General features: G+C 43.0%; 24 protein-coding genes. 16 read left to right on the forward strand and 8 right to left on the reverse strand.

Going from position 1 to position 24,025, the window contains the following annotated elements:
• Positions 1 to 29: 29 nt before the first annotated feature.
• Positions 30 to 1,427 (reverse strand): metallophosphoesterase, encoded by a 1,398-nt coding sequence (locus tag MKY14_RS03480; RefSeq protein WP_340975783.1) that lies wholly within the window; start codon positions 1,425 to 1,427, stop codon positions 30 to 32.
• 272 nt (positions 1,428 to 1,699) lie between these two features.
• Here MKY14_RS03480 and MKY14_RS03485 point away from each other — a divergent pair, with 272 nt between their 5' ends.
• The gene (locus MKY14_RS03485; protein WP_076125903.1) at positions 1,700 to 2,299 is read left to right on the forward strand and encodes a nitroreductase family protein; all 600 of its coding nucleotides are present in this window, start codon (positions 1,700 to 1,702) and stop codon (positions 2,297 to 2,299) included.
• Positions 2,300 to 2,370: 71 nt separating this feature from the next.
• Positions 2,371 to 2,565 (forward strand): hypothetical protein, encoded by a 195-nt coding sequence (locus MKY14_RS03490; RefSeq protein ID WP_036686240.1) that lies wholly within the window; start codon positions 2,371 to 2,373, stop codon positions 2,563 to 2,565.
• 84 nt (positions 2,566 to 2,649) lie between these two features.
• On the opposite strand, the gene MKY14_RS03495 is transcribed toward MKY14_RS03490, so the two are convergent.
• Positions 2,650 to 3,807, reverse strand: coding sequence for a peptidylprolyl isomerase (locus MKY14_RS03495; RefSeq protein WP_076125905.1), 1,158 nt, complete (start codon positions 3,805 to 3,807; stop codon positions 2,650 to 2,652).
• A 185-nt stretch (positions 3,808 to 3,992) separates the two neighbouring features.
• Positions 3,993 to 4,328 (reverse strand): LytTR family transcriptional regulator DNA-binding domain-containing protein, encoded by a 336-nt coding sequence (locus MKY14_RS03500; protein WP_036686243.1) that lies wholly within the window; start codon positions 4,326 to 4,328, stop codon positions 3,993 to 3,995.
• Positions 4,329 to 4,535: 207 nt separating this feature from the next.
• Here MKY14_RS03500 and MKY14_RS03505 point away from each other — a divergent pair, with 207 nt between their 5' ends.
• Positions 4,536 to 5,642: a lactonase family protein gene (locus MKY14_RS03505; protein ID WP_076217722.1), complete on the forward strand. Its 1,107-nt coding sequence runs from the start codon at positions 4,536 to 4,538 to the stop codon at positions 5,640 to 5,642.
• Between the two features lie 136 nt (positions 5,643 to 5,778).
• Here MKY14_RS03505 and hfq read toward each other — a convergent pair whose 3' ends face one another.
• On the reverse strand, positions 5,779 to 6,000 hold the full coding sequence (gene hfq / locus MKY14_RS03510) for an RNA chaperone Hfq (RefSeq protein ID WP_036686247.1): 222 nt from the start codon (positions 5,998 to 6,000) through the stop codon (positions 5,779 to 5,781).
• A 111-nt stretch (positions 6,001 to 6,111) separates the two neighbouring features.
• Here hfq and MKY14_RS03515 point away from each other — a divergent pair, with 111 nt between their 5' ends.
• Positions 6,112 to 6,753: a phosphatase PAP2 family protein gene (locus MKY14_RS03515; RefSeq protein ID WP_340394092.1), complete on the forward strand. Its 642-nt coding sequence runs from the start codon at positions 6,112 to 6,114 to the stop codon at positions 6,751 to 6,753.
• A 68-nt stretch (positions 6,754 to 6,821) separates the two neighbouring features.
• On the opposite strand, the gene MKY14_RS03520 is transcribed toward MKY14_RS03515, so the two are convergent.
• Entirely contained in the window at positions 6,822 to 7,325 is a 504-nt protein-coding gene (locus MKY14_RS03520; RefSeq protein WP_076183438.1) for a hypothetical protein, read from the reverse strand.
• Positions 7,326 to 7,509: 184 nt separating this feature from the next.
• Between MKY14_RS03520 and MKY14_RS03525 the strand changes: the two genes are divergently transcribed.
• The 3 genes from MKY14_RS03525 to MKY14_RS03535 all read left to right on the forward strand — a co-directional run bounded on the left by MKY14_RS03525 (position 7,510) and on the right by MKY14_RS03535 (position 12,570).
• Entirely contained in the window at positions 7,510 to 8,553 is a 1,044-nt protein-coding gene (locus MKY14_RS03525; protein WP_076125912.1) for an FUSC family protein, read from the forward strand.
• 219 nt (positions 8,554 to 8,772) lie between these two features.
• Positions 8,773 to 11,124 carry an RNA polymerase recycling motor HelD gene (gene helD, locus MKY14_RS03530; protein ID WP_076308123.1) on the forward strand — a complete coding sequence of 784 codons (2,352 nt, stop codon included), beginning with the start codon at positions 8,773 to 8,775 and terminating at the stop codon, positions 11,122 to 11,124.
• Positions 11,125 to 11,256: 132 nt separating this feature from the next.
• Positions 11,257 to 12,570, forward strand: a complete 1,314-nt coding sequence (locus MKY14_RS03535; RefSeq protein WP_081383235.1) for an MFS transporter — start codon at positions 11,257 to 11,259, stop codon at positions 12,568 to 12,570.
• A 56-nt stretch (positions 12,571 to 12,626) separates the two neighbouring features.
• Here MKY14_RS03535 and fsa read toward each other — a convergent pair whose 3' ends face one another.
• Positions 12,627 to 13,274 (reverse strand): fructose-6-phosphate aldolase, encoded by a 648-nt coding sequence (fsa, locus tag MKY14_RS03540; RefSeq protein WP_036686257.1) that lies wholly within the window; start codon positions 13,272 to 13,274, stop codon positions 12,627 to 12,629.
• Between the two features lie 231 nt (positions 13,275 to 13,505).
• Here fsa and MKY14_RS03545 point away from each other — a divergent pair, with 231 nt between their 5' ends.
• Positions 13,506 to 13,961 carry a hypothetical protein gene (locus tag MKY14_RS03545; RefSeq protein WP_076279787.1) on the forward strand — a complete coding sequence of 152 codons (456 nt, stop codon included), beginning with the start codon at positions 13,506 to 13,508 and terminating at the stop codon, positions 13,959 to 13,961.
• Between the two features lie 152 nt (positions 13,962 to 14,113).
• Here the strand turns inward: MKY14_RS03545 and MKY14_RS03550 are convergent, their stop codons facing one another.
• Complete coding sequence (locus MKY14_RS03550) at positions 14,114 to 14,311, reverse strand: hypothetical protein (protein ID WP_076125917.1); 198 nt, start codon at positions 14,309 to 14,311, stop codon at positions 14,114 to 14,116.
• 81 nt (positions 14,312 to 14,392) lie between these two features.
• On the opposite strand from MKY14_RS03550, the gene rpiA reads away from it, so the two are divergent.
• The 5 genes from rpiA (at position 14,393) to MKY14_RS03575 (ending at position 19,775) form a co-directional block, all read left to right on the forward strand.
• Positions 14,393 to 15,073 (forward strand): ribose-5-phosphate isomerase RpiA, encoded by a 681-nt coding sequence (rpiA, locus tag MKY14_RS03555; RefSeq protein ID WP_139331057.1) that lies wholly within the window; start codon positions 14,393 to 14,395, stop codon positions 15,071 to 15,073.
• A 47-nt stretch (positions 15,074 to 15,120) separates the two neighbouring features.
• The gene (locus tag MKY14_RS03560) at positions 15,121 to 15,546 is read left to right on the forward strand and encodes a VanZ family protein (RefSeq protein ID WP_339810727.1); all 426 of its coding nucleotides are present in this window, start codon (positions 15,121 to 15,123) and stop codon (positions 15,544 to 15,546) included.
• 3 nt (positions 15,547 to 15,549) lie between these two features.
• Positions 15,550 to 15,990 (forward strand): GNAT family N-acetyltransferase, encoded by a 441-nt coding sequence (locus MKY14_RS03565; protein WP_076125920.1) that lies wholly within the window; start codon positions 15,550 to 15,552, stop codon positions 15,988 to 15,990.
• Positions 15,991 to 16,161: 171 nt separating this feature from the next.
• The gene (locus MKY14_RS03570) at positions 16,162 to 16,617 is read left to right on the forward strand and encodes a MarR family winged helix-turn-helix transcriptional regulator (protein WP_038570382.1); all 456 of its coding nucleotides are present in this window, start codon (positions 16,162 to 16,164) and stop codon (positions 16,615 to 16,617) included.
• On the forward strand, positions 16,614 to 19,775 hold the full coding sequence (locus MKY14_RS03575; RefSeq protein WP_339810724.1) for an MMPL family transporter: 3,162 nt from the start codon (positions 16,614 to 16,616) through the stop codon (positions 19,773 to 19,775). The genes MKY14_RS03570 and MKY14_RS03575 overlap by 4 nt, the downstream gene beginning before the upstream one ends.
• 81 nt (positions 19,776 to 19,856) lie before the next feature.
• Here MKY14_RS03575 and MKY14_RS03580 read toward each other — a convergent pair whose 3' ends face one another.
• Complete coding sequence (locus MKY14_RS03580) at positions 19,857 to 20,528, reverse strand: tetratricopeptide repeat protein (protein ID WP_076310406.1); 672 nt, start codon at positions 20,526 to 20,528, stop codon at positions 19,857 to 19,859.
• A 194-nt stretch (positions 20,529 to 20,722) separates the two neighbouring features.
• Between MKY14_RS03580 and MKY14_RS03585 the strand changes: the two genes are divergently transcribed.
• From MKY14_RS03585 to MKY14_RS03595, 3 genes are all read left to right on the forward strand, one after another.
• Positions 20,723 to 22,282: a hypothetical protein gene (locus MKY14_RS03585; protein WP_340394095.1), complete on the forward strand. Its 1,560-nt coding sequence runs from the start codon at positions 20,723 to 20,725 to the stop codon at positions 22,280 to 22,282.
• Between the two features lie 89 nt (positions 22,283 to 22,371).
• Positions 22,372 to 22,965 (forward strand): LOG family protein, encoded by a 594-nt coding sequence (locus MKY14_RS03590; RefSeq protein ID WP_076125930.1) that lies wholly within the window; start codon positions 22,372 to 22,374, stop codon positions 22,963 to 22,965.
• 138 nt (positions 22,966 to 23,103) lie between these two features.
• Positions 23,104 to 23,997, forward strand: coding sequence for a polysaccharide deacetylase family protein (locus MKY14_RS03595; protein WP_340975789.1), 894 nt, complete (start codon positions 23,104 to 23,106; stop codon positions 23,995 to 23,997).
• Positions 23,998 to 24,025 lie beyond the last annotated feature (28 nt).

The following is a 24,025-nucleotide window of genomic DNA, read 5'->3' on the forward strand; positions in this document are numbered from 1 at the left end:
TGGGTTTTTCATATGAATACATAATCCAGTTATTGCTTCGTTAATACCACCTCTAAAGCTATATTACTAAGTTCTTTGTCCTCTGTCATACTTTGGATGTATCCACCTAAGAAGCCTTCTTGTAGGCCTTCCCAAAGCTTGTAGCCTGGCATCGCTTTAATATCTTCTGAGGAGCTGCCGGCTGTCCCCGCGAAATATCTTACATTTAGCTTGGCCATTACCTCTGCCATCGATGCCTTTTCAGACTGCGTAAAGGAACTCTCCTTTAAACCATCCATAGCTTTGTTATAAGAGTTTGTAGCAAAAGTATCCTCAGCATAGGTCTTGAAGTTTAAAAGATTCTGATCTGTATTGCCATTAGCTTTAGCCCATCCCTCTACATTTAAGGGCGTTGCTTCATAATTGACGGTTCTGCTCAGGGGATCGAAGGTCATCGCTCCGTATTGATGTGGATAGACAGCCATTGCACTTGTTGCTATATCATAAATTGGCGTTTCTTCCGAAGAAGTTACCGGGTCTACCCGGATGTCCTGCATATGGATATGGCCTGACAAGACTAAATTAAGTTCATTTTCACGAAGTACCTTTATTGTTTCCTGACTGTTGTTAAGCTTAAAGCCTGAAACAGACATAGAGGTGTGGCTTAGTAGATTGTGGTGCATAACCGTGAGAACAGAAGCATGCTCCTTGGCAGCCAGTTTAACAGAATTATCTATCCATGATAGGGTAGAGGCGGTCAGGCGTCCGTCCGTTTGGGGGAAACCGTATTTCTGATTGTTATGATATTGGCTGCTGTCAATCATAAGGAGCCATAAATTTGGCGCTGCCTTAACGATGTAACTTAGTGATTCTTTATCACGTGATACAGCTTCTTTGTAACCGAAATCCTCATACATCTTGGTAAAGTCTTTGTCTGTAATGGAATCCGTAACAAGCTGCTTATCCCCGCTGAAGGATCTGGCCCAAGGATTAAATAAATCGTGGTTGCCTGGAATGACATAAACAGAGGTTCCTTGTGCTTCGATTCGCTTTAATTTTTGGGTTAGCTCCTGATGGCTGCTGCGTTCTCCGTTATTTGTTAAATCTCCACTCAGGATGAGAAAATCAGGCTTCTGCTGCTCAGCGTCATAAACCAAGGTTTCAAGGATTTCATCACTGTAAGGCAGCATTTTTCCATCACCGCCAGTTACATATTTTTGAAAAGCTGTACCGCCATCTTGTAGCTTCTTATCTAAGAAGTGAGTGTCCGTTGCCACCCAGAAAGTGAGGGGGTGAAGATCATTCGGATCTTGTGCTGTTGAGGTTAAATTAGACGAATTTGTGTCTTTACAGCTAGTTAGAGCCAAGCTCATTGAAAGGAGCAGCAATAATGAGATTAAGGCTGATTTTCTATGCCGAACAAGGGCTTTCTTGCTTGGGAATTTCATGATTATAACCTTCCTTCTATACATTTGCTGCACTATTGTAGCGCATTTTAGCTCGTGGTGTATATCGGAAAAGGAAGAGGGCAGTTTCTAGCCCGCCTGAAGTGATTAATGATTAATAGATCAAGTGCATAATTAAGCCCATAAATGCGACAATAAGAGTTGGCAACGAATATATCCGACAAAATAAGTTGTGAATAACTGTTGTGTTTTCAGAAAAAAGGTGCTAAGATATACAAAAGTAAGTTACTAAAATTAATGGAGGTAGTTATTTTATGTCTAACAATTTCTTTGAAGCAGTAAAAGGAAGACGTTCCATATATGCCCTTAGTAAAGAATCTACGATTTCGGATGCACAAATTGTAGAAATCGTTGAACAAGCGGTGCTACATAGCCCAACTTCTTTCAACTCCCAAAGCTCAAGAGCCGTTGTTCTTCTTGGAGAACAACACGATAAACTATGGGATATCACTACAGAAACATTGCGTAAAATCGTTCCTGCCGAACAATTTGAAGGAACAGCGCAAAAATTAGCGTCTTTCAAAGCAGGTTACGGTTCCGTACTATTCTTCGAAGATCAAACGGTAGTGAAGAGCCTGCAAGAGAACTTCGCTCTATATGCTGAGAACTTCCCAATTTGGGCTAACCAATCCTCTGGTATTCTGCAATTTGTAGTATGGACAGCACTTTCTGAAGCAGGTGTAGGTGCATCCTTGCAGCACTATAATCCACTGATTGATGATGAAGTAAAAGAAGCATGGGGCATCCCTCAAGAATGGAAATTGATTGCTCAATTGCCATTTGGTAAAACAGTTACTCCTGCTGGTGAGAAACAATTCCAACCGATTGAAGATCGTGTTAAAGTCTTTAAATAAGTGAAATAAGCGTTTGAAACCTCCTTAACCAGGCTAAGTATGTATATAGACTGGTTAAGGAGGTTTTTGGTATGCCATGGAACAAAGAGGATTATCCAGAATCATTGAAGAACTTCACAGCACCTGTTCGCAATAAGGCAATCGATATTGCGAATGCGCTCCTCGAAGATGGTTATGAGGAGGGGCGGGCGATTTCAATTGCCACAGCGCAGGCGAAAGAGTGGGGGGAGAACCACGATAAACAAATCCGTAAAAAAGGCCATTAAGGTTTAATCAAAGGCCTGAACATAGAAATAAAAAAAAGCAGGACAGCGTTTATTAACGCTTGTCCTGCTTTTTGACGGGCACAATTATTTAGTGGATTCATTTCCTGCTGCTGCGCTTGCAGTTGGCTCAGCTGTTGCAGCTGCATCTTCTTTAGCGTCAGTAAGTGTGTTCGTGATTTTTGCTTTTTCAGTTGTTTCTGACATCCAAGTGGAGGACAGAGTGGAAACCTTTTGCGAAACTAGTGTTTTACGAATTTCATCTTTCTTTTCTTCCAGTGTATAGTCTTTAGCATCTTTATGGTCGGTTACTTTAATGATGTGATAACCATAATCGGATTTGACAGCATCACTGGTTTCACCAACTTTTAGCTTAAAGGCTACATCAGAGAATTCAGCTACCATATCGCCACGTTTGAAGAAGTCTAGATCTCCGCCATTATCCTTGGAACCCGTATCAGAGGATTTTTCCTTGGCAAGAGTAGCGAAATCTGCGCCTTCTTTCAGTTGTTTCAGAATTGCATCTGCTTCTTCTTTAGTCTCAACGAGAATGTGGGAAGCGCGAACTTGTTCTTCTTCACTGAAAGTAGCTTTATTTGTGTCATAGTATTCTTTGATTTCATCATCCGTTACAGTGACTTGTGGCTCAAGGATTTTACGCAGCTTTACTTGCAGCGGCATTTGCTTTTTCAAGTCGTCTACAGTCATTGAGCTTTGGGACAAAGCAGCATTAAAGGCAGCTTCTCCGCCGAATTGTGCTTTAAGATCTTCAAGTTCAGTGTTGATGTCTTCATCTGTAACAGTTACGTTAGCTTTTTTAGCCTCTTGATCAACAAGCTCAGTTGTAATCATAGATTGCAGCGTGCTTTCTCCGCCTGCTTCGATCAATTTATCATAAAGTTGTTCTTTTGTGATTTTTGTTCCGTTTACTGTTGCAACAGCTTTTTTGCTGTCGTCTTTTTGGACGACCAGAACAATGATTAGTGCTGCAGCTAATACGATAGAGGCAATCATCCAAGCTTTATTGCTTCTAGGAGCAGTCGGAGGTGTAGGTGGCGTAGCGTTGTTCGCACCGACTTTGTTCATTACTGGAATACTGTCTGCTTTTGTTGTATTCACAGGTTCCTCAGCAGCAACTTGCGCTACTTCAACCTCTTCATTGATAATCTCGGAAGTGTTCAATTCTTCTTCCGTGGTACCGTTGTTTTCTAAGTTCTCATTTCCATTCAGATCTTTTTTGTCCATTATTAGTAATGACTCCCTTCAATATAGGTGTTGCTTGTCTATTTACAACTTTAACAGAAATCCTAATCCTAAACCTTAAGAAAGTATAAAAAAAGGCAGGATCTTTTTAAGTTTCTATTAATAAAAAGCAAAAAGCCGGAAATGGCATCAGTAACATGCCCTTCCGGCTAATGGGAATAAGATGTCTACTTCAGTCCTTTCAGAAGATGACGAATGCTTTCTTGTTTTCGTCTTGGGACACGTACGTTTTTAGCATACAGGCCCATTTCACCGAAATAAATGCAGTCATCTGCGATAGAGCTGATCTTGTTCAGGTTGACATAACAGCCACCGTACACATGATAATAACTTGAATTGGACAACAATCGATTTAATTGCTCGGCAGTCATTCTCTTTTTTATGTTATAGTTTCTGCCGTGAAAAATGACCAAATCATGGTCCCCGACCTTAAAGAACAGAATGTCTGTTTCCACCTCGAAGTCCTCGTACACATTTCTGGCTTCCAGCAGGATGCTACTCATTCATGTTCCCCCTTTATACGGAATAAAAGACTAATGTTAGCGCTTTCATTATATCACAACAGTTAATCGTTGGAAAGACCCATTTTTGAATTGTTTCGTACATTTCTAACTTTATCGTTTGTAATTAACGTTTAAAAATTGTAGATTATATAGATGATCACATCTAATGAGTGTGAAGTAGCAATACTTTTGAGGAGGAATATAGAGATGAATGAGCAGAATAAGTTATTGCTGTTTACAGGTTCTTATGCAAGTGCCGCGGAAAGCGGAGTGCAGGTGTTTGAATTCGATGGAGCTGCAGGTGGTACGCTAAAGCTGCTGGATTCGGTGCAGGGCTTAACTAATCCTACCTTTGTTAATGTAGATACCGCTGAAAAACGTCTATATGCTATAGGAGAAAAACCGAATGGTGAGGGTGGAAAAGAAGGCGAGGTTGTTACCTTTGCCATTGATCCAAAAGACGGGAAATTGAGTGAACTGAAACGCATTCCCTCCATGCCTGCTTCTGGCAACCGTCAAACAACCACCTGCCATATCAATAGAGATTTGAATGATGAATACGTTGTTGTATGTAGTTATCATGGTGGAAGCGTTGGTTTGATCAAATTAAATGAAGAGAAAGCTGCGGATCAATTAGTTGATGTGGCCGTACATTCAGGTCATGGCCAGCATCCTGAACGGCAGGACCGCCCTCATCCCCATTCCGCTATTTTCAGTCCGGACGGGCAGTATGTGTTTGTATCGGATCTTGGGCTTGATTTAATTCGTGCCTATAGAATCAATAGAGAAACCAACAAGCTAGAAGTGCATGGTGATACGGCGCTGCATCCAGGAGCGGGACCACGCCACTTCACTTTTCATCCAGACGGAAAGTCTGCTTATGTAATTAACGAGGTGGATTCCACCATTACATCGTTTACATATGACAGTGCCGCAGGCACTCTGCATACTGTAGATACAGTGCCGACGCTGCCTGATGATTTTAACGAAGAGAATACTTGCGCTGAAATCGCCATTTCCAAGGACGGAAAATATCTGTACGCTTCAAACCGTGGGGCTGATAATATCGCTGTGTATGCTGTGGATAATGCATCTGCTAAGCTTACACATCTGGAATATGTATCTACTCGTGGGGGACATCCACGTCACTTCGCATTGACACCAGATGGAGCTTATCTTATCGTGGCAAATCGTGATGCGAATAACCTGGTTGTATTTTCAATAGAAGCGGCAAGTGGCCGACTCGAATTTACTGGAAATACAGCTGAAGTATCCAAACCGGTATGTGTGAAGCCCGTAAATGTTCCTGTATAAAGTTACTCCATTTGAAGAGTGAATCAGTGATCTTGGGAAATGCTAAAGGGAACACCGGATATAAAGTCCGGTGTTCCCTTTTTTTGAAAATAAAAGCCTGTGATTATCTGGTTGATGAGGTGAATGAGGGAGTAGACTATTTGAGCGAAACGGGCTTAAGAGGTACAATAGTGGATACTGCAGATTTGAATAGTACATTTTGCCTGCCATCACCTTGACCTTGTAAAGTGATTGTGAAAGCATCGTACGAGGTTACGAGCCCTTGCATTTTCACACCATTCGTCGTAAAAATCGTCACAGGCACCTTTGTGGAAATGAACTGGTTCAACAATCGTTCTTGCAATTTTAAACTCTCCACTTTGGCAGCACTCCATCTTCTGTGAATTTTTTTCTCTCAATAATTATAACATGGGTTAGTCCCTCACTGGAAATGAGATCAACAGTCACCTGAATAGACATGGAGGTATTTATGCTTTATTATCAGAACTGGTCTAGAGCTTTTCACTTTTTTTTAGGGTTTGCTGCTTGTTTCGCCGTTATAGCTGTCCTTGTAAGTATGAATAAGGTATCAACCTTTGATAACTATATTATTGATGGGGTACAATCAGCGGAATCACCGGGGTTGACCTCATTCGCCAAAGGTTTATCTCTGATTGGTTCCTCTAAGATCGCTATTGGCCTATCTATCGTTACCATGGCACTGCTCTATTTTTTGCTGAAACACCGATTTGAATTAATCTTGTTCCTGTGGGTTGGATTAGGCTCACAGCTCTTGAATACAATAATGAAGTTATGTTTTCACAGAGAACGTCCGAATTTACATCGCATTGTTGAAGAGATTGGTTATAGTTTTCCGAGCGGGCACTCAATGGCAGCATTCTCTCTGTACGGCGTTATTGCCTTTTTATTGTGGCGTCATCTGCGGCGGAGGCATGAACGGGTCTTATTAATAATGTTCGCCGTATTCATGACCGTGGGGATTGGCTGGAGCCGTATCTATCTGGGTGTTCATTACCCGAGTGACGTAATTGGGGGATATATGGCTAGTGGCGCTTGGCTGATGTTGTCCATTTGTTTATTTCAAATCTACAAGAGCTCGCGTAAGAAGTAGGATAGATACAAAAACGGATATCTTTCATAACGCATGAAGATATCCGTCTTTATGTGTAAGAGGATTGTTTAAGGAGTCGTCACATGTTGTTCAGATGTTTTGCGATCCTGGAATTGCCCCATTTTGCTTATTCTTTGCTTCAGCATCGCAGGAAGTCCTGCTTTAAGCTTTTGGGCTTCATCTTTTGTCAGACGTCCTTCGGTGATGGCTTGATCCAGCCGTTGGTTTGCCGATTCGCAGAGCTTCTGAATATATTGATCTTCCGTCCAGCCTTTTTTCTCAAGAGCAAGTTGCGGGAGCGTTTTGCCTGCTTTCAGGCTATTGATTAGCTCTGTACGATCCATTTCCAGCAGTTTAGCCGTTTCAAAAATAATGAAATGTCCACCAGCCCTAACCTTTCCGTCTTTTCCTGGATGGTGACCGTGACCTTTCTCTGAAGGATGGGCACCAGGTGCGGTGGCTGTAGGGGTTACTTTCTCAGCAGAAGCACTTCCGATTGGCGCAAGAGCTGGAGACAGGCTGAGAAAAATAACGGTCGTGAAAGTCATTAATCTTTTGATATTGTTATTCATTCACTCACCTCGTATGTTATGTGATAGGCACTACTCGAATTAGTATTCCCTGAAAGCTGAAAGAAACATGAGTGAGAGCTTAAATGTTCTTAAAATTCATCAACTCCAGGCTGGGGTAATTAGAAGTACGAGGGTTCGCTGATGTTCATATTGTAGCGTGGGCTAATTTTTAGGAGGGATAGGTTTGGCTTTAGGAGCTCGCATATTTAAAACAGGTTTGGCCGTTACGCTAGCCCTGTATTTAGCTGTAATGCTTCAATTTCCTTCTGCCGTGGGTGCAGGGATTGCGGCGATTTTCGCTATGCAGCCCTCTATTTATCGCTCTTGGCGTTATTTTCTTGACCAGCTCACGACTAGTACAATGGGGGCCGTTCTGGCTTTACTCGGAGGGATGCTGTTATCCAACAGCCCAATAGCAGTCGGTTTGGTCTGTATTCTAGTCATTATGATCAGTATGAAAATCAACCGGGCGGATACGATAAGTCTTACGTTAGTTACTGTAATAACAGTGATGGAGGCTTCGGGTGAATGGCAATTCGCACTTAATCGTTTTTTATTAACTTTGACAGGTATTGTATCTGCATTTCTAATCAATATTATTGTCGTTCCTCCAAAACCTCGTAAGCAATACATTAAGCAAATTGAGAATGTTTTTTCAAGCCTCTCTTTATTGCTGAGAACAGCGGTTTCTCATGAGATGAAGGAAAGTGTATTTCGGGATGAAAAAAATGCTTTGCATTCATCCATAAAATCGTTGGCTGATAAGTATGCATTGTTTGAGGAGGAGCAGAAGCAGTTAAAACGGGCCAAGTATAGCCAGACAAGACAAATGGTTGTGTATAAGAACCTGTTAGCTTCTTTGCAAAAAGGTTACGATGTTCTCGAGGCCGTAGATCGGCATTATTTCCAGGCGGATCGGACCGAACATACAGATGCTCTATTTGATAATCATTTGGAACATTTAATCAAATATCATCAGCACATCTTACTTAAGTTTGAAGACAAATTAAAGCCCAATGCCAATGAATCTGAACCCTTGGGAGAAGACAATGATGAATTCCTGAATACCGCGATTTTGGGGTATAATGCAGAGAAAATAGGTCAGCTGCGTTTATATGTTGTGGCTGCTGCAATTTATGATTACGGATATCAATTGGAGCGCTTAGATAAAGTGGCCGATCAGATGAATCGTATAGCGGAGGATAAAGAATCTGTGCATGAAGCCTAAACATAACCTTGTGAAGAGCAACATATAAGCTTTGTAACAGCAAAAAATCCGGTTCCACAGGGACCGGATCATCTATTTAAGAGAATACTTGAAATCTCAAACTGAAATTGCTAAAATGATAAGATATCGAATAAGTATGCATTTAAAAACATAAATATGCAAATTTATCATATCATGATTCAAATGGAATGTCAACCTTCCAAAAGGGGATGAAATGTAGTGGATAACAATGAAAGTCAGTGGAAAGAGGAACAGGAACGGGTTGACGGAGTAACCAAGCTTTTGTCCGCCCATATTCGCAATTTATCAGAGGAGCTTGGACTTCATCGTAGTGATGTAGTGGATATGCGGAAAGACTTCTGGGAAGAGGTAACCGTAAACTTCAGTAGCCCGGATGATTTGGGAGAAACCTCAACAAGTCTTCGCCAACAGTCCCAAATCCTAAATGAACGGGAACGTCATCATTTGCAATCAAGCAAGGCGCTGAAAAAATATAAAAAGCTGGTTGTCTCTCCTTACTTTGGCCGAATTGATTTCACAGAGGAACCAACGGGCGGGCTGGAAAAGATTTATCTAGGGATTGGATCTTTGATGGAGGATGATGGCACCTTTTTGATCTATGACTGGCGTGCGCCTATCTCCAGTCTGTATTATGACGGAGCACCAGGTCCTGCAGCTTATGAAACACCTGGAGGATTAGTCTCCGGAACAATGAATCTTAAACGCCAGTTTGTTATTGCTGACGGTGTAATTGAAGTTATGTTTGACACTGGGGTTACGATCGGGGATGAGCTGCTGCAGCAGGTGCTAAGTCATAGCGCTGACGATCGAATGAAAAGTATTGTTGCTACAATTCAAAAAGAGCAAAATGCGATAATCCGCAACGACAAAAGCCGGATGCTAGTTGTGCAAGGAGCAGCGGGAAGCGGAAAAACCTCTGCTGCATTGCAGCGGGTAGCTTATCTTCTATATAAATACCGTGAAGTATTATCAGCAGATCAAATGCTGCTGTTCTCACCGAATCCGCTGTTTAACAGCTATGTATCTACAGTGCTCCCGGAGCTAGGCGAAGAAAATATGCAGCAAACAACGTTTCAAATGTATTTAGAACATCGTCTTGGACATGAATTCCTGCTGGAAGATGTCTTTAGTCAGACCGAAAGTTTACTTAATGCTCCTGAGGGTCCTGAGGTTGCTATACGTAGAGAAGGCATTGCCTATAAATCGTCCGTCCCTTTCCTTGATGTGATTCGGCGGTATGCTACGTTGTTGGAACAGGAGGGTATGCTTTTTAAGCCTTTAATGTTTCAAGGGAAAGCAGTGGTCAGTAAAGAAGAAATGGAACGCCAGTTCTACGCGTACGATCCTGCCATAAAGCTTGCAAATCGTGTGGATTTGATGATCCGCTGGCTGCTTAAGAAAATTGCAGATTTTACTCATGAGGAAAGAAATGCGAAGTGGGTCGAAGATCAGATCGAGCTGCTGGATTCCAGCGATTATCACCGTGCATATCAGATGTTGCGTCGGAAGAAGAAAGCTTCGCAGGATAGCTTTGATGATTTTGATACGGAAAAAGAAGTGTTATCTCGTTATGTAGTCAGCCAGCGGCTCAAACCCCTGCGTGGTTGGACTAAACGGGGTCGATTTGTGGACGTTAAGGGCTTGTACAGCACGTTATTTACAGATCGCGAGCTTATGGCGCGCCTCAATGGAGATTATCCTTTACCAGAGGTGTGGGATGATATCTGTGAGCAGACATTGGAATCCATTGGAGTGAACGAGCTTGCTTATGAGGATGCTACGCCATTCCTTTATCTGAAGGAGTTAAGCCAAGGCTTCCGAACCAACACACTGATCCGTCATGTGATTGTAGATGAGGTACAAGACTATTCTCCATTCCAATTAGAGTTCATGCGGCGTTTATTTCCAAGAGCAAAAATGACCGTATTAGGGGACCTGAACCAGGCCATTTATGCGCAAGGTGAGGTACTGGGGGATTTGTCTAGTCTCGTAAGTATATATGGTGAAGAGAACACAGAAGTGATCTCGTTAACCCAAAGCTACCGTTCAACTTATGAGATCGTGGAGTTTACGCGGTCAATGATCCCTGGAGGAGAACGAATCGTACCTTTTAATCGGCGGGGAGAAGAACCCCAGATAAGTGTGGTATCCAGCGAGAAGGAGCTTCTGAATGCTGTGGAACAGGATATCCGCAAGCTGCATTCTGAGGGATATCATTATGTGGCGGTCATCTGCAAAACAGCGGAGGAAAGCGCAAGGGTTCATGCTGAACTGAATCGTAGCCTGCCGGTGAGACTTGTTACAAAGGAAACACCGAATTTTCAGAAGGGGACACTGGTTCTGCCTGCTTATTTAGCCAAAGGCGTGGAGTTTGATGCGGTCGTCATCTATGATGGCTCGGCTGATCAATATGGCAGAGAAAGTGAACGCAAATTGTTTTATACGGCGTGCACTCGGGCTATGCACTTGCTGCACATTTTTAGTCTGGGTGAACCTAGCCATTTTATACCGTCCGCTAATGTGGCATCTTTAAGCGCTGGGTCGCTGTAAGCATAGATTTCTTCATTTTAAGATCGTCCTTTCCGCAGCAGCGGAGGGACGGTCTTTTTGTTTTCATGAATAAAGAAGGGCGAACAAACCACAATAAAGAATGTTGTACACAATGACAAAGGTGGTCAGTTCATGAAGGAAAGAAAATGGGATCTGCTTGCCTTAGCATCAATCCCACTAATAATGACCCTCGGTAACTCCATGCTGCTGCCTATTCTGCCGCAGATCTCCAAAGAACTCGGCATTAGCGCTTTTCAAGTCAGTATGCTGATTACCGTGTATGGATTGATGGCAATTGTAATGATCCCTATTGCAGGTTATCTCTCAGACCGTTTTGGGCGAAAGAAGGTTATTCTTCCGAGTTTAATCATTGCTGCAATTGGTGGTGCTGTCTGCGTGGTGGCTGCTTGGTTTATGAAGGGGGTTAGCGCTTATTGGGTGATCTTAGCGGGGCGTCTGTTGCAAGGAATTGGTGCAGCGGGTGCTTTTCCAATTGTAATCCCCTTTGTAGGCGATTTGTTCAAGGAAGAAGAAGATGTGAGCAAAAGTCTGGGAATCATTGAGACCTCCAATACGTTTGGTAAAGTACTCAGTCCAATTCTTGGTGCCTATCTTGGGATATGGCTCTGGTTTGCTCCTTTTATTGCAATTCCCATTCTATGTCTAATTTCATTTTTGTTAGTCTTATTTCTGGTCCGAAAACCCGAAGCAAAGGATGAACCTGAGAAACAGGAACTTCGGGCGTTTTTATCTGGAATTGTGAGCGTTTTACGTAAAAAGGGACGTTGGTTGTACGCTATTTTTGCCATAGGCGGCATCTGTATGTTTGTGACCTTTGGTGTCCAATTCTATTTATCAGAAATGCTGGAAACTAAATATAAAATGCACGGAGCGACGAAGGGGTTTGTGCTGGCGATACCGCTTGCCCTCTTATGTCTGTCCTCCTATGGAACAGGAAAGATCATTGGTCAGAATAAAACGCTAATGAAATGGCTGGGCTTTGGGGGCATGGTGTTACTGACTGCGGCGATGATTTGTGCGGGATTCAACAAAGGCATTTATTTTTTAGTAGGGTTTATGGGTTTAGGCTGTGTTGGAATCGGAATTGTACTTCCCTGTATGGATGCTTTAATCACGGAGGGGATTGAGAAGGAGAACAGCGGCACAATCACCGCTCTTTATAGTAGTATGAGGTTTATAGGGGTAGCGTTGGGGCCACCGGTGGTATCGTTGCTGCTAAGCAGTGGGCATTGGGTCTTGTTTGCGTTGATGGCTACAGTAGGGGCAATTGGTGGATTGCTGACCTTGTTTGCAGTAACTCCGAGTAAGGGGGAAAAGGGGGAGCCAGGCGTTAAAGACACAGAGAAGGTAATTCCTCCAATCTGGCCGAAACGTATTCGCCAAACCTCCTCAATGTCTCTGGATGGAAAAAAGGGCTATCCCTAAGCTGCGTTGCCGCAGCTTGTGGGATAGCCCTCTCGATAAAAGAATAAAAGATATTCTTAGGCTTGTGGAACAGATTCCCAATCCTTTAAGAAACGTTCAATACCGTTATCTGTCAGCGGGTGCTTCCAGAGGGTTGGCAGAAGTGAACCTGGGATTGTAGCGATGTGTGCACCAGCAATAGCTGCTTGCTCAACATGAGCAATGTTGCGGATACTTGCTGCAATGATCTCGGATTTCAAGTTGTAGTTAGTCAGGATAGTCTTCAGATCCTTGATCAGCTTCATTCCGTCAACACCGATATCATCCAGACGACCAACGAAAGGAGAGATATAAGTTGCGCCTGCTTTAGCAGCCATCAAACCTTGAGCCGCGGAAAATACTAGTGTAACGTTAGTTTTGATGCCTTTTTTAGTAAGCTCATAACAAGCTTCCAAGCCATCTTCAGTCATAGGGAGTTTAATTACAACGTTTGGAGCCCATTCAGCAATTTCGTATGCTTCTTTAAGCATTTCTTCTGCTGTAAGTCCGATTACTTCTGCGCTTACAGGTCCTGGAACGATTGCAACGATTTCTTTGATAACATCCTTGAACAATCTTCCTTCTTTAGCGATCAGCGAAGGGTTAGTCGTTACGCCATCCACTAGTCCTAGGCGAGTAATACGTTTGATTTCTTCAATGTTTCCGGTATCCAAGAAAAACTTCATTTTAAATTTCCTCCCTTGATTTCCATATGGATTGACAAGCAACATTCATATTTACATTATGAGACATGCAAATCAAAGTTTCAACTGTTATTTTGAATATTTCAAAATAACTTTATAGAATCAGTATTACCTGTATGCGCTGAATTTCAGATAATATAAGATTGGCTTAGGCCTCCCTCCATGATAATATATAACCGGAATTGTTATTTTGGAGTGGGAGGTGGGGATGGGATGATGTATGCGATACTGGTGATTTTACTTGTGCTTGTGCTGGCAGCAGCGGGATTCCTTGCCTACCAAAACAGCAAGTTGGTGTCTAATCAGAAGAAACTCGGTACTTCATCAAGTGATCCTTCCCTTATGTATTCTATCTTTGACCAATCTAGTGCAGCTGGTGTTGAAGAACCTGAGGCCATTCCGTTATTTCAATACACTGTATTTGCGCGGTCGAATGGAGCGGTTGTTGTGAACAAGCCTGTAGCTATGATTATTTTGTGCAGAGTTGCAGCGGGAAAAGGGGATTACTTATTGGCTGATGTCGAGCGTAATATGCTTGACAAGATTAGTAGACCAATGCCTTTGGATGCGTATTCAGAGCATAAAGCCTACTTACACAGGACGGCTAATCACACAGAAAAAGAGATGATTCTCAATCTAGAGGATGCAGTGAATTTACAATATACATAGAGTAGGGTGAAAAATATTGATTTTTTGCTCTGCGCAAAGCATAATACAAATTTGGATATAAAAAAGAATCAAACAGCCGGAAGCAATCGTGTTTTATGTTAAACACAGCTACCGGCACAATGATTGGTAAAATAATGGATGGCAGTCAGCACTTAGGCATGATATCTCCCTACGGGTGCATTAAGCACCCATTCCAGCATCATGATCATATCTTCAACTCTAGTGAGCTGAGCTTGTAGGTTATCTTGCTGTGGGCTGTTCTCTGTTAATGAAGCTAATCTTGATTCCAGAGATCTGCGCTGCAGTGTCAATTCGTTGATTTTAGATTGAATTTGGTTTTCGGTTCTCATCCGGAATCCTCCTGAACAATAGGTGATTTCAACATCATCATAGATCATTATAACGGATAACATGGGGGTAATAAAATGAGTATCAATGTTAAACAATTAGCCGCGGAAAAAGCAGTGGAATTTGTAAAAGATGGCATGAAGATCGGCCTTGGCACTGGATCTACAGCCTATTGGGCGATCAACAAGCTTGGTGAGCGCGTCAGTGAAGGTCTAAAAATTACCGCTGTAGCAACCTCCCGTGCTTCCGAAGAACAGGCGCGTGAACTTGGGATTCCAATCGTAGCTTTTGGAGATATTGATAGTCTGGACCTGACCATTGACGGAGCGGACGAGCTGGATAGTAGTCTACAGCTTATTAAAGGCGGCGGCGGCGCGCTGCTTCGGGAGAAGATTGTTGCGAGTAACAGTACTCGTATGATCGTTATTGCTGATGAGAGTAAAGTGGTAAACACACTTGGCAAATTCCCGCTGCCTGTGGAAATGGTTCCTTTTGCATGGGAATGGACTGTGGCTGAACTTGCCAAGCTGGGTTGCAATCCTGAATTGCGTCGTAGCGGAGAAGAGCTGTACAAGACAGATAACGGCAATTACATCGCAGACTGCCGGTTCGAAGTCATTGAGTCCGCACCGAAGCTGGCACTGACCATCCAAAGTATTCCGGGAGTTGTGGAACACGGCTTATTTATTGGAATTGCAGCAATGGCTATTGTGGGTAAAAAAGATGGAAGTATTGAAATTATAGAAGTTAAACCGGGCAATTGATCATTCGTAGATCTGGAGAATCTAGCAGATTACGGAAGCTGAGAGCATTGACACGGATAGGGCTGACTCTGTATAGTGCTACTGTTATCTATTGGATGTTTATCGGTTTTGGGCGAGAGATCCATACAGGTGGCCCGCTGCAGTACAATTTGATTCCATTACGTACGGTGTCACTTTATTTCGACATGAATAACGGGGTATCGCTGATCAGCCGGTTTGTGAATCTGCTTGGAAATGTTGTTGTGTTTATTCCATTTGGTATACTAATTCCACTTGCAAAGACACGGCCAATTTCTTGGAAAAGAATCTCTTTATATGCTGTTCCTTGCATCCTGCTTTTGGAGTCTCTGCAAATGCTGCTGCATGTCGGAAGCTTTGATATTGATGATCTATTGTTAAACATGTTAGGGATATGGACAGGTTACTGTATGTTTCGAATCGAGTACAGAAGCAACAGAGAAGGAGGAATGTGAACAATGTTGGTAGATCTTAAATCCCTTATTGGTTCGCCTGAGGTGAACGAGCTGTTGACGTATGCGGTCATTGATGACCCCAACGCGTTGGAGCAGACATCGTCTGAGTACAGCGAACAAGCCGGGCTGCAGTTATATGGCTGGGAAGAAGAAGAACTCCTGCTTGGTCTTGTAGGCTTCGAAGAAACCGAAGACGGTTCTTTGGACATTCGGCATATTGCCGTCTTGCCAGAGAATAGAGGGAAAGGTTATGCACGGGGAATGATTCTGGAGCTGCTCGCTACTCGTCAGCCGCGTTATCTGGTAGCTGAGACTGAGGATGAAATCGCCGCAGATTTTTATCGTAGTCTAGGGTTCATGGTGTACAGCTTAGGAGAGAATGAAGCCGGAATTGAAATGTTAAGATGTGTATACGAAGTTGAAGAGACCGAGGATGAGGACTAAAAAATCTTTGAAGGTCATAAAATGGCAGGTCGAGAGGAATCTCGGCCTGTTTTTTTTGCGTTTTGCCTTTAAATGCCCGAAAAAAAGCCAATTGACTTTTATAAAAGCAGGTATTATAGTTTGACAATGAAACTGTTCGATAGTTGAACTATATATTGGAGGTAGGAAGCTTTGGATAACGAAGTGCAACATTGGATCAATCGCTACATGGATGCTTATTTGATTGTAACAAGACAAGTAGCAGCAAGAATTAAAGATAGTATTGCGGCGGAGACAACGAATGATCAGTATCAAATTCTTCGGTTGATTAATGCTCAGGAACAATGTACGTCTACATATCTTGCTGAATCTTTTTGCGTGGGTAAAAGCTCCATTACTGCAATCATCAACAGATTGGTGCAAGCGGGTATAATCGAGCGAACTCGTGACGAGAATGATCGCCGCCAGGTGTATTTGTCGATGTCTGAGCACGGAAAAAAAGTTTTTGAAGCAGCGGAGACGCAGGTTCATGAAGTGATTTCCCCGTATTTGTTTCATTTTGAAGAGAAGGATATTGAAATGTTCGTCATGATGTTCGAGAAGCTGGCGAATTTAATTCAGAATGATGATGGAGGGAAGAATCCATGAAGACGATTCTAAAAGCAAGATGGGCGGTTATCGCAATCTGGCTCGCTGTGGCCGTAGTTTTGGTCATGACGGCCCCTTCGTTCTCTGATCTTGTACGTGAGAAGGGGCAGGTTACTGTACCTGATGGCTATTCCTCATCTAGAGCGGCAGAAATCTTAAAGGAAGCGGCGAATGATAAGGGCGGAGAGACCCTGCATCAGGTAGCTCTTGTATTCAATAATCCAGAGGGAATCGGAGCCAATGAAACAGCTAGTATCCAGCAGGGCGTTGAGAAGTTGGCTGCGAATAAGGAGACGCTGCAGATCGATTCCATCACCGATCCTTTTTCACAAAGTGAGCTTAAGGATACGTTGATTGCCAAGGATGGCAAGACGATAATGGTGGCGTTGTCTATCAAAGGCGGAGGAGAGTCTGTCACCGCACTTCCTGATAAAGTGGATGAATTACTCACAGATGTTAAGGCGGATCATTATTTAACCAGTGAGGGTTTGATTACTGAGGATATGATTGCTAGCTCGGAAGCCGGGCTTAAGAAATCGGAATATATTACGGTAGTCTTTATTTTACTTATCCTGTTCGTGGTGTTCCGTTCGTTCGTGGCACCGTTTGTTCCGCTACTGACGGTAGGACTCAGCTATATTGTTTCTCAGTCCGTTGTGGCTTTTTTAGTGGACCGTTATGATTTTCCATTATCTACATTTACTCAAATCTTTATGGTTGCGGTCATGTTCGGGATTGGTACGGATTATTGTATCCTGTTAATCAGTCGTTTTAAAGAAGAAATGATGACAGCAGAAGATACCAAAAGTGCTATTATTGCAACCTACCGTAAGGCTGGGGGAACGGTGTTCTATTCCGGACTTGCGGTATTCGTAGGTTTTGTAGCGATTGGATTATCCAAATTCATTCTGTATCGCTCGGCGGTAGCCGTTGCCGTGGGGATTGCGGTTATGCTGCTGGCGCTTGTAACCATAGTTCCATTCTTCATGGCGGTACTTGGCAAAAAGCTCTTCTGGCCTTCACGCGGCAAGCTGGAGCACAGTGAGAGCCGTATTTGGGGAGCAGCAGGTTCTTTTTCCTTAAAAAGACCATGGGCCGCGCTGCTAATTGTTGCAGTAATCGTAGCTCCGTTCCTTGTTACCTATAGCGGAAAGCTGTCCTTCAACAGCTTGGAGGAAATTGGCTCAGAATATGCCTCGGTAAAAGGATTTAACATCATTTCGGATAGCTTCGGGCCGGGTGAATCCATGCCTGGCAAGATCGTAATCAAAAATGATGATCGGATGGATACTTCAGAATATCTTGGACTTGCAGAAAAAATCAGCCGCGAGCTGGAAAAAGTGGACAGCGTAAAATCGGTGCGCAGCATGTCTCGTCCAACGGGAGAGCTGATCAGTGATTTCTTAATCCCGAATCAGGTGGGGACTTTATCTGACGGTCTGGATCAGACCAGTGAGGGATTGACCAAGATTCAAACGGGATTGTCTGAAGCTAGTAAACAGCTGAGTGAAAATGCACCTAAGCTTACAGAGGCTGCTCAAGGCAGCGCTAAGCTGACGGAAGGCACAGCAGAACTGAAAGATGGAATCGTCGCGTTAGGCGATGGGCTGGCACGTATTGAGAGCGGAATAAAAAGCGGCTCAGCTGGTGCAGGAGAGATCAAAGCAGGACTTCAACAGGCAGCTGCTAGTGCCAAGCAGCTTGCGGATGCCAATACGAAGCTACTGGAGGGATATAAAAAAATCGGCAGCGGTTTAACTGCGCTGGATCAAGGGCTTGGGCAGCTTCCGCAGCAGCTGCAAGGTGTGGCAGAAGCGTTGAAGGGACTGGATGGTTCTTTTAATGGTCTTGAGAGCAGTTATCCGGAAATTCTGCAGGATGTTAATTATCTGACCATTAAAGGCACCGTAACGCAGAGTGGTACTGGGGCTGCTCAGCTGGCAGCGGGTCTTGGGCAGATCTCAGAGCAGCTTAAAGGAGCAGCAGCAGGCTTAAATGAGGCGAATGCTGGCTATGCCAAAGCTTCGGCTGGGCAAACTGCACTCGCACAAGGTTTAGCTAAGCTTGTTGCGGGCATCGGTCAGCTGCAATCTGGGCTGGAGCAGGCCGCAGCAGGCCAAGGACAGATCGTAGATAAAATTCCATCCATTACTAGTGGCCTAGATCAATTGCAAGGTGGACAGCAGCAGCTTGCGGATGGGTTTGGTCAATTAACAGGGCAGATAGGAGCCTTAACTACTGGATTAAGCGACAGTGCAAACGGATTGGAGCAAATTACCAGTGGGCTGGGCTCTGCACAAGATTATTTGAATCAGATTCAAGCGGCTAAGGATGATGAGCTGAGTGGATTCTTTGTACCGGCTGAGGCTCTTGAAGCTGAAGGCATAGAGCAGGTATTTAATACCTACTTGTCTGACGACCGTAAGGTAATGACGCTGGATGTAGTATTCACTGAGAATCCATATAGTTCAGAAGCTATTGACAGTGTTGATGATATTCAAGCAGCAGTAGATCGTGCAGTGAAAGGTACGAAGCTGGAAAATGCAGAGTCTGCAATCAGCGGGGTTACAAGCAGCCAGAACGATTTGCGTAATATTTCCAACGAAGACTACACACGTACAGTAATCTTGATGCTGGGTGGGATCTTCATTATCTTGGTGTTGCTGCTTCGTTCAATCGTAATGCCGATTTACCTTATTATTTCTCTTTTGATTACTTATTTTTCAGCATTGGGTGTTACAGAGGCTATATTCGTTCACCTTCTGCACTTTGAAGGGATTACCTGGACAACGCCATTCTTCAGCTTTGTTATGCTGATTGCACTTGGTGTAGATTATAGTATTTTCTTAATGGCCCGCTTTAACGAATATAAAACATGGGATGTACGGGAAGCGATCCTGCATGCTATGCGCAATATGGGAACAGTCATTCTTTCGGCGGTAGTTATTTTGGGCGGCACCTTCGCATCGATGTACCCTTCAGGGGTATTGTCGATGATGCAGATTGCAACAGTGGTGCTTGTAGGGTTGGCCTTGTATGCACTAATCTTCTTGCCGTTTTTTGTTCCTGTTATGGTGCGGATCTTCGGCCGTGGGAACTGGTGGCCATTTGCGGTCAAACAAAGTGGAGAACCCACTAAACAAGATGTAAATATGTAATCACTCTACACAGCAAAAAATCTCTAGTGTTTGCCTAAATAGGCGGCTAGAGGTTTTTTTGTGAAAATATAAGTACAAAGTTTATTTCATTTTGGCAAAAAAGCTACGTAACGCCCAGCCGCGTTCTTGCCGTTTTTTATATTTGGGTAGCGAACGGTAAATGGCGGTGGATTCGTCGAAAGCACGTTTAGCATCCTCAGTTCTGCCCAGTGCTTTGTACATGGAGCCGGCTAAATAATAGGCTTCACTAGAGGAAGATTGAATCTCTTGAAATTGAGTAACGTAATGCAACGCTTTATCGTGATTTGTATGGCGAAAGGTTTCCGCTAACCGAAGATATGGCTGACCATATTGGGCTTTTCGGTTGATTTCTAGACCTCGAAGCATCTGATCTTCGCCTTCTTCCAAAGCGCCCAGCTTAAGATTCACATGACCCAGCTCCAGCCAATATTCTGCAGATTGTTCGTAACGGTCTTCGATCTGTAGCAGGATATCCTTGGCTTCCTTGTATTTTTTACGTTCTGACAGATTCCGGGCTAAATCAAATTTAGCAGAAACATCATTTGGATTCAATGATACTGTTGTGCGCAGCTTGGAGATTTGCCGCACCCGTTTGAAGGGCTTTGTAATACTAGGGAAAATTCCCACGTATCGCCGATCTAAGAAATATAAGATAACAAGCAGGATGAATAAAGCCAGAAAAGGGTTGCCCACTAATCTGAAAAGCATCATAATACCTATAAATTTAAGCATGATTTCCCTCCATGATCATTTGGTTCCGGTATTGCGGTTGAATAAGAGTAGATCTAAGGCAGCGTAATTATATCATAATTCAAACCAATCTGAATCCCGGGATTTAAGATAAACTACAACTTTTGTCAGCTTTATAGCGTCTTAGTGTAATAGAAATAATAATTACAATAATATCATAAGAAGGGAAAATCAAGATGCACTTATTTTCAAGGAAGCTAAGGCTGTTTAGTTTGTTGGTTTGTTCAAGTCTGGTGACTGCATTGTCTGTCCCTCAAGTTATAAGTGCAGCTCCATCACCTGGGAAGTTGGGTGGGATTAAGGAGATTGTTGCTTCGCCTGGTTTTTGGGGTGGAAGCTCTTTTGCGGTGGGAACTGACGGAGATGTTTGGTCCTGGGGGAGTAATGTTTTTGGTCAATTTGCTAATGGTACCGCCGGGCCTGAGGGGTGGACGATTACTCCCCATAAAATAGCTGGGCTTGAACATACGAAACAGCTGGCGATCGGCGAAGCGTACTATGTAGCGCTGAACGAAGACGGTACGGTTAAGGCTTGGGGAGATTATCGGGATAAGAGTGTAGCAGAAGCTGGCAATGGGGCAAGTGCTAAACAACACAAGGTTCTGCTTCCTCAAGGGATCTCAGGAATGAGTGATGTGGTTAGTATATCGTCAGGATTGCATAGTGCATTAGCTTTGAGAAACGATGGAAGTCTACTCCAGTGGAATCCTCCAGAAGCATCAGATGTGGGCTATACAGAGCTGCCTGCTGCCACTAAGGTACAGGGTTTGAGCGAAGTGAAGTGGATCGGAAGCAGTATTTATCATGCCGCCATTCGAACTAACGGTACGCTGTGGATTTGGAGTGCTATCCCGCAAACAGAGAACACGAATGTGATGAAGAAACCGACCCCAGTTAAGGATTTATACCATGTAAAGTCCGTCTCTATGAGCGATCGCAGTATACTGGCTTTAACCGAGAGCGGGAGCGTCTGGGGAACAATTGACAGCAATAATTATAACGAAGTCACGATGAGCAAGATGCCAGGTCTTACGGATATTGAATCTGTCCAGACGAAAAACGGGTTCAATCTTGTTGGCAATAAAAAAGGAGAATACTGGGTATGGAAAGCTGGTACCTCACTACAAGGTCTGCAAAAGATTACAGCCGTAAAATCGATCTCAAAACTTACGCTGGATTTAGACAACTTTGCAGCTGTTAAAAAAGATGGCACCGTGTGGACTTGGAGTACCCAACCATCAACCGACAACCGTTTAGTTTTTACGCAGCCTAAGTTAATAAAAGGATTGAGTGATCCTGTTTCTTTTGCCATGGGTGAGAATAGTAAGTATGCAGTCCTGAAGGATGGAACAGCTGTGGCTTGGGGAACAAATAGGTTTGGTCAACTCGGAATTAGCGCGGTTGATTCACGTCCTTTTACTATATCTCCTATTTTAAAGCCTGTTACTGTAATTGTAGATGGTCAAAAAATGGATTCCGCACAGTCTGCTATTTTTATGGATGGAAGTGTAAAAGTACCGATTAGGGATGTAGCAGAAAGTCTGGGATATACCCTGTCTTTGGAGGGGGAACTGACGTTGACGAAAGCTGGGAAGAAAATTTCATTACCATCAGCAGAATCCATTAAAGTAAGCTATACTTCTCTAGTGCCAGCAGCGGCTTTGGCCAAAGCTACAGGTCTATCTGCGGAGTGGAATAGTACGCTGTACCAATTAACATTACAAACAAAAAGATGACTTACATTTAACACATATATTAATATTCTGAGGTACAATAAGTGAATTAATCTCAATTTCACCATAATAACCAGTCTGGAGTGATAGGAATGGCTTTTACAATATGTGTGTTTGCCGGATCGAATCCAGGTCTTAACTCTGAATATACGGAAATGGCTAGGGAATTAGGTTATCATATAGCGGCACAAGGCTGTAGGTTGGTCTATGGAGGTTCGCGGAATGGCCTTATGGGACAGGTTGCGGACGGGGTACTCGCTAATGGTGGCGAAGCTGTAGGAATTATGCCAGTGGATCTTTTTCAAGATGAAATCAGACACTCCGGATTGACGAATCTGATTGAGGTCTCTAGTATGCATGAACGTAAGGCGGTAATGAGCGGTATGGCGGATGCTTTTATTGCTTTGCCGGGAGGTCTTGGAACCTTCGATGAGCTATTTGAAATTCTGTGCTGGATGCAGATTGGTATTCATCAGAAGCCTATAGGGCTGCTGAATGTTCGAGGTTATTTTAATCCACTGCAAGCCTTGATCTCCCATAGTGTGGCTGAAGGTTTTGCACCAAAAACTGCACTTCAAATGCTGCATATGAACTCAGAACCCGAATATCTGCTTGAACTGATGAGAGGGCGAGTGGATCATAATAATGATGAGAAGGGGAAAGCAAGGTTCCCGTCTCAGCGCTAGATTCAAGGTTTCCACTGCTCTAAGGTGCGAATAATTGGTTTAGCACGCTATTCAAAATAAGGACGCAAACACTTCACGGTGTCTACGTTCTTATTTTTTTTCTTTTTGTAAAATCATTTAGTAATAGGGGGAAGGCTTATGATTCGAAAATTAGGCTTTGCGGCTGACGACCGTCTGTTAATAATTAATGCCGACGATTTCGGAATAACTAAAGGAACTAATGAAGCTATTGTTAACTTATTTGAAGGACAAGCTATAACATCCACATCTATTATGATGCCTTGCCCAGACTCAAATGACGCTATAAAGATAATTAATTGGAAAGGAATAAAGAATATTGGAATTCATCTAACGCTAACGAGTGGCGAGAAATATCCGTATCAACCAGTATTCAAAGAAAAAATCTTGAGTAGCTTAATTACGGGGGAAGGGTATTTTCATCAAGATGCCACTCTTCTGGAAAGAAACGCTGCTGATGACGAGATTAGATTAGAGTTAGAATCGCAAATCCAAAGTGCAATCGTACAAGACATTGATCCAACTCATCTGGATAGTCATGGGGGGAGTATCATGGGGTTATACACTGGGCGAGATTTTATAGAAATAATATTTGATTTGTGTGAAAAGTACCGCCTGCCCTTTAATTTACCTATTAGGATATTAGAACAACCCTTTTTTAATAATGATCAGTTGAAATTGTTTCAAAAAAGAATTTCTTCAGCAAAAGAAAGGGGGATTTTATTAATCGATGATATAATTTCTCTTCCTTACTGTTTTTACCCTGCTGCGGAATATAGCATAATGAAAATGAGATTAACTGAATTGTTAAAGAATTTAAAACATGGAATAACACAGTTAACTATACATCCATCTAAAATAACAGATCAATTAATAGCAATAACGAAATGTTATACAGAAAGAGAATTGGAATATCGTCTTCTAAATGATATTGAAATTAAGGAATTGATTATCAATGAGGAGATTAAACTTATTTCGTGGAAAGACATACGTGATTTACAAAGATGTATTTAGCATATTGTAAAAGCTGCACTTTTTCATT

Source organism: Paenibacillus sp. FSL R5-0887 (genome assembly GCF_038002305.1).
Taxonomy (GTDB): Bacteria; Bacillota; Bacilli; order Paenibacillales; family Paenibacillaceae; genus Paenibacillus_AQ; species Paenibacillus_AQ odorifer.

Bases quoted from the DNA above. Each gene is read 5' to 3' on its own strand.
- fsa (WP_036686257.1), bottom strand. From the start codon at position 13,274: ATGAAGTTTTTCTTGGATACCGGAAACATTGAAGAAATCAAACGTATT.
- MKY14_RS03585 (WP_340394095.1), top strand. From the start codon at position 20,723: ATGCACTTATTTTCAAGGAAGCTAAGGCTGTTTAGTTTGTTGGTTTGT.
- MKY14_RS03515 (WP_340394092.1), top strand. From the start codon at position 6,112: ATGCTTTATTATCAGAACTGGTCTAGAGCTTTTCACTTTTTTTTAGGG.
- MKY14_RS03500 (WP_036686243.1), bottom strand. From the start codon at position 4,328: ATGAGTAGCATCCTGCTGGAAGCCAGAAATGTGTACGAGGACTTCGAG.
- MKY14_RS03550 (WP_076125917.1), bottom strand. From the start codon at position 14,311: ATGAGAACCGAAAACCAAATTCAATCTAAAATCAACGAATTGACACTG.
- MKY14_RS03595 (WP_340975789.1), top strand. From the start codon at position 23,104: ATGATTCGAAAATTAGGCTTTGCGGCTGACGACCGTCTGTTAATAATT.
- MKY14_RS03565 (WP_076125920.1), top strand. From the start codon at position 15,550: ATGTTGGTAGATCTTAAATCCCTTATTGGTTCGCCTGAGGTGAACGAG.
- MKY14_RS03545 (WP_076279787.1), top strand. From the start codon at position 13,506: ATGATGTATGCGATACTGGTGATTTTACTTGTGCTTGTGCTGGCAGCA.
- MKY14_RS03505 (WP_076217722.1), top strand. From the start codon at position 4,536: ATGAATGAGCAGAATAAGTTATTGCTGTTTACAGGTTCTTATGCAAGT.
- MKY14_RS03480 (WP_340975783.1), bottom strand. From the start codon at position 1,427: ATGAAATTCCCAAGCAAGAAAGCCCTTGTTCGGCATAGAAAATCAGCC.
- MKY14_RS03535 (WP_081383235.1), top strand. From the start codon at position 11,257: ATGAAGGAAAGAAAATGGGATCTGCTTGCCTTAGCATCAATCCCACTA.
- MKY14_RS03520 (WP_076183438.1), bottom strand. From the start codon at position 7,325: ATGAATAACAATATCAAAAGATTAATGACTTTCACGACCGTTATTTTT.
- MKY14_RS03485 (WP_076125903.1), top strand. From the start codon at position 1,700: ATGTCTAACAATTTCTTTGAAGCAGTAAAAGGAAGACGTTCCATATAT.
- MKY14_RS03575 (WP_339810724.1), top strand. From the start codon at position 16,614: ATGAAGACGATTCTAAAAGCAAGATGGGCGGTTATCGCAATCTGGCTC.
- MKY14_RS03580 (WP_076310406.1), bottom strand. From the start codon at position 20,528: ATGCTTAAATTTATAGGTATTATGATGCTTTTCAGATTAGTGGGCAAC.
- MKY14_RS03490 (WP_036686240.1), top strand. From the start codon at position 2,371: ATGCCATGGAACAAAGAGGATTATCCAGAATCATTGAAGAACTTCACA.
- MKY14_RS03590 (WP_076125930.1), top strand. From the start codon at position 22,372: ATGGCTTTTACAATATGTGTGTTTGCCGGATCGAATCCAGGTCTTAAC.
- MKY14_RS03495 (WP_076125905.1), bottom strand. From the start codon at position 3,807: ATGGACAAAAAAGATCTGAATGGAAATGAGAACTTAGAAAACAACGGT.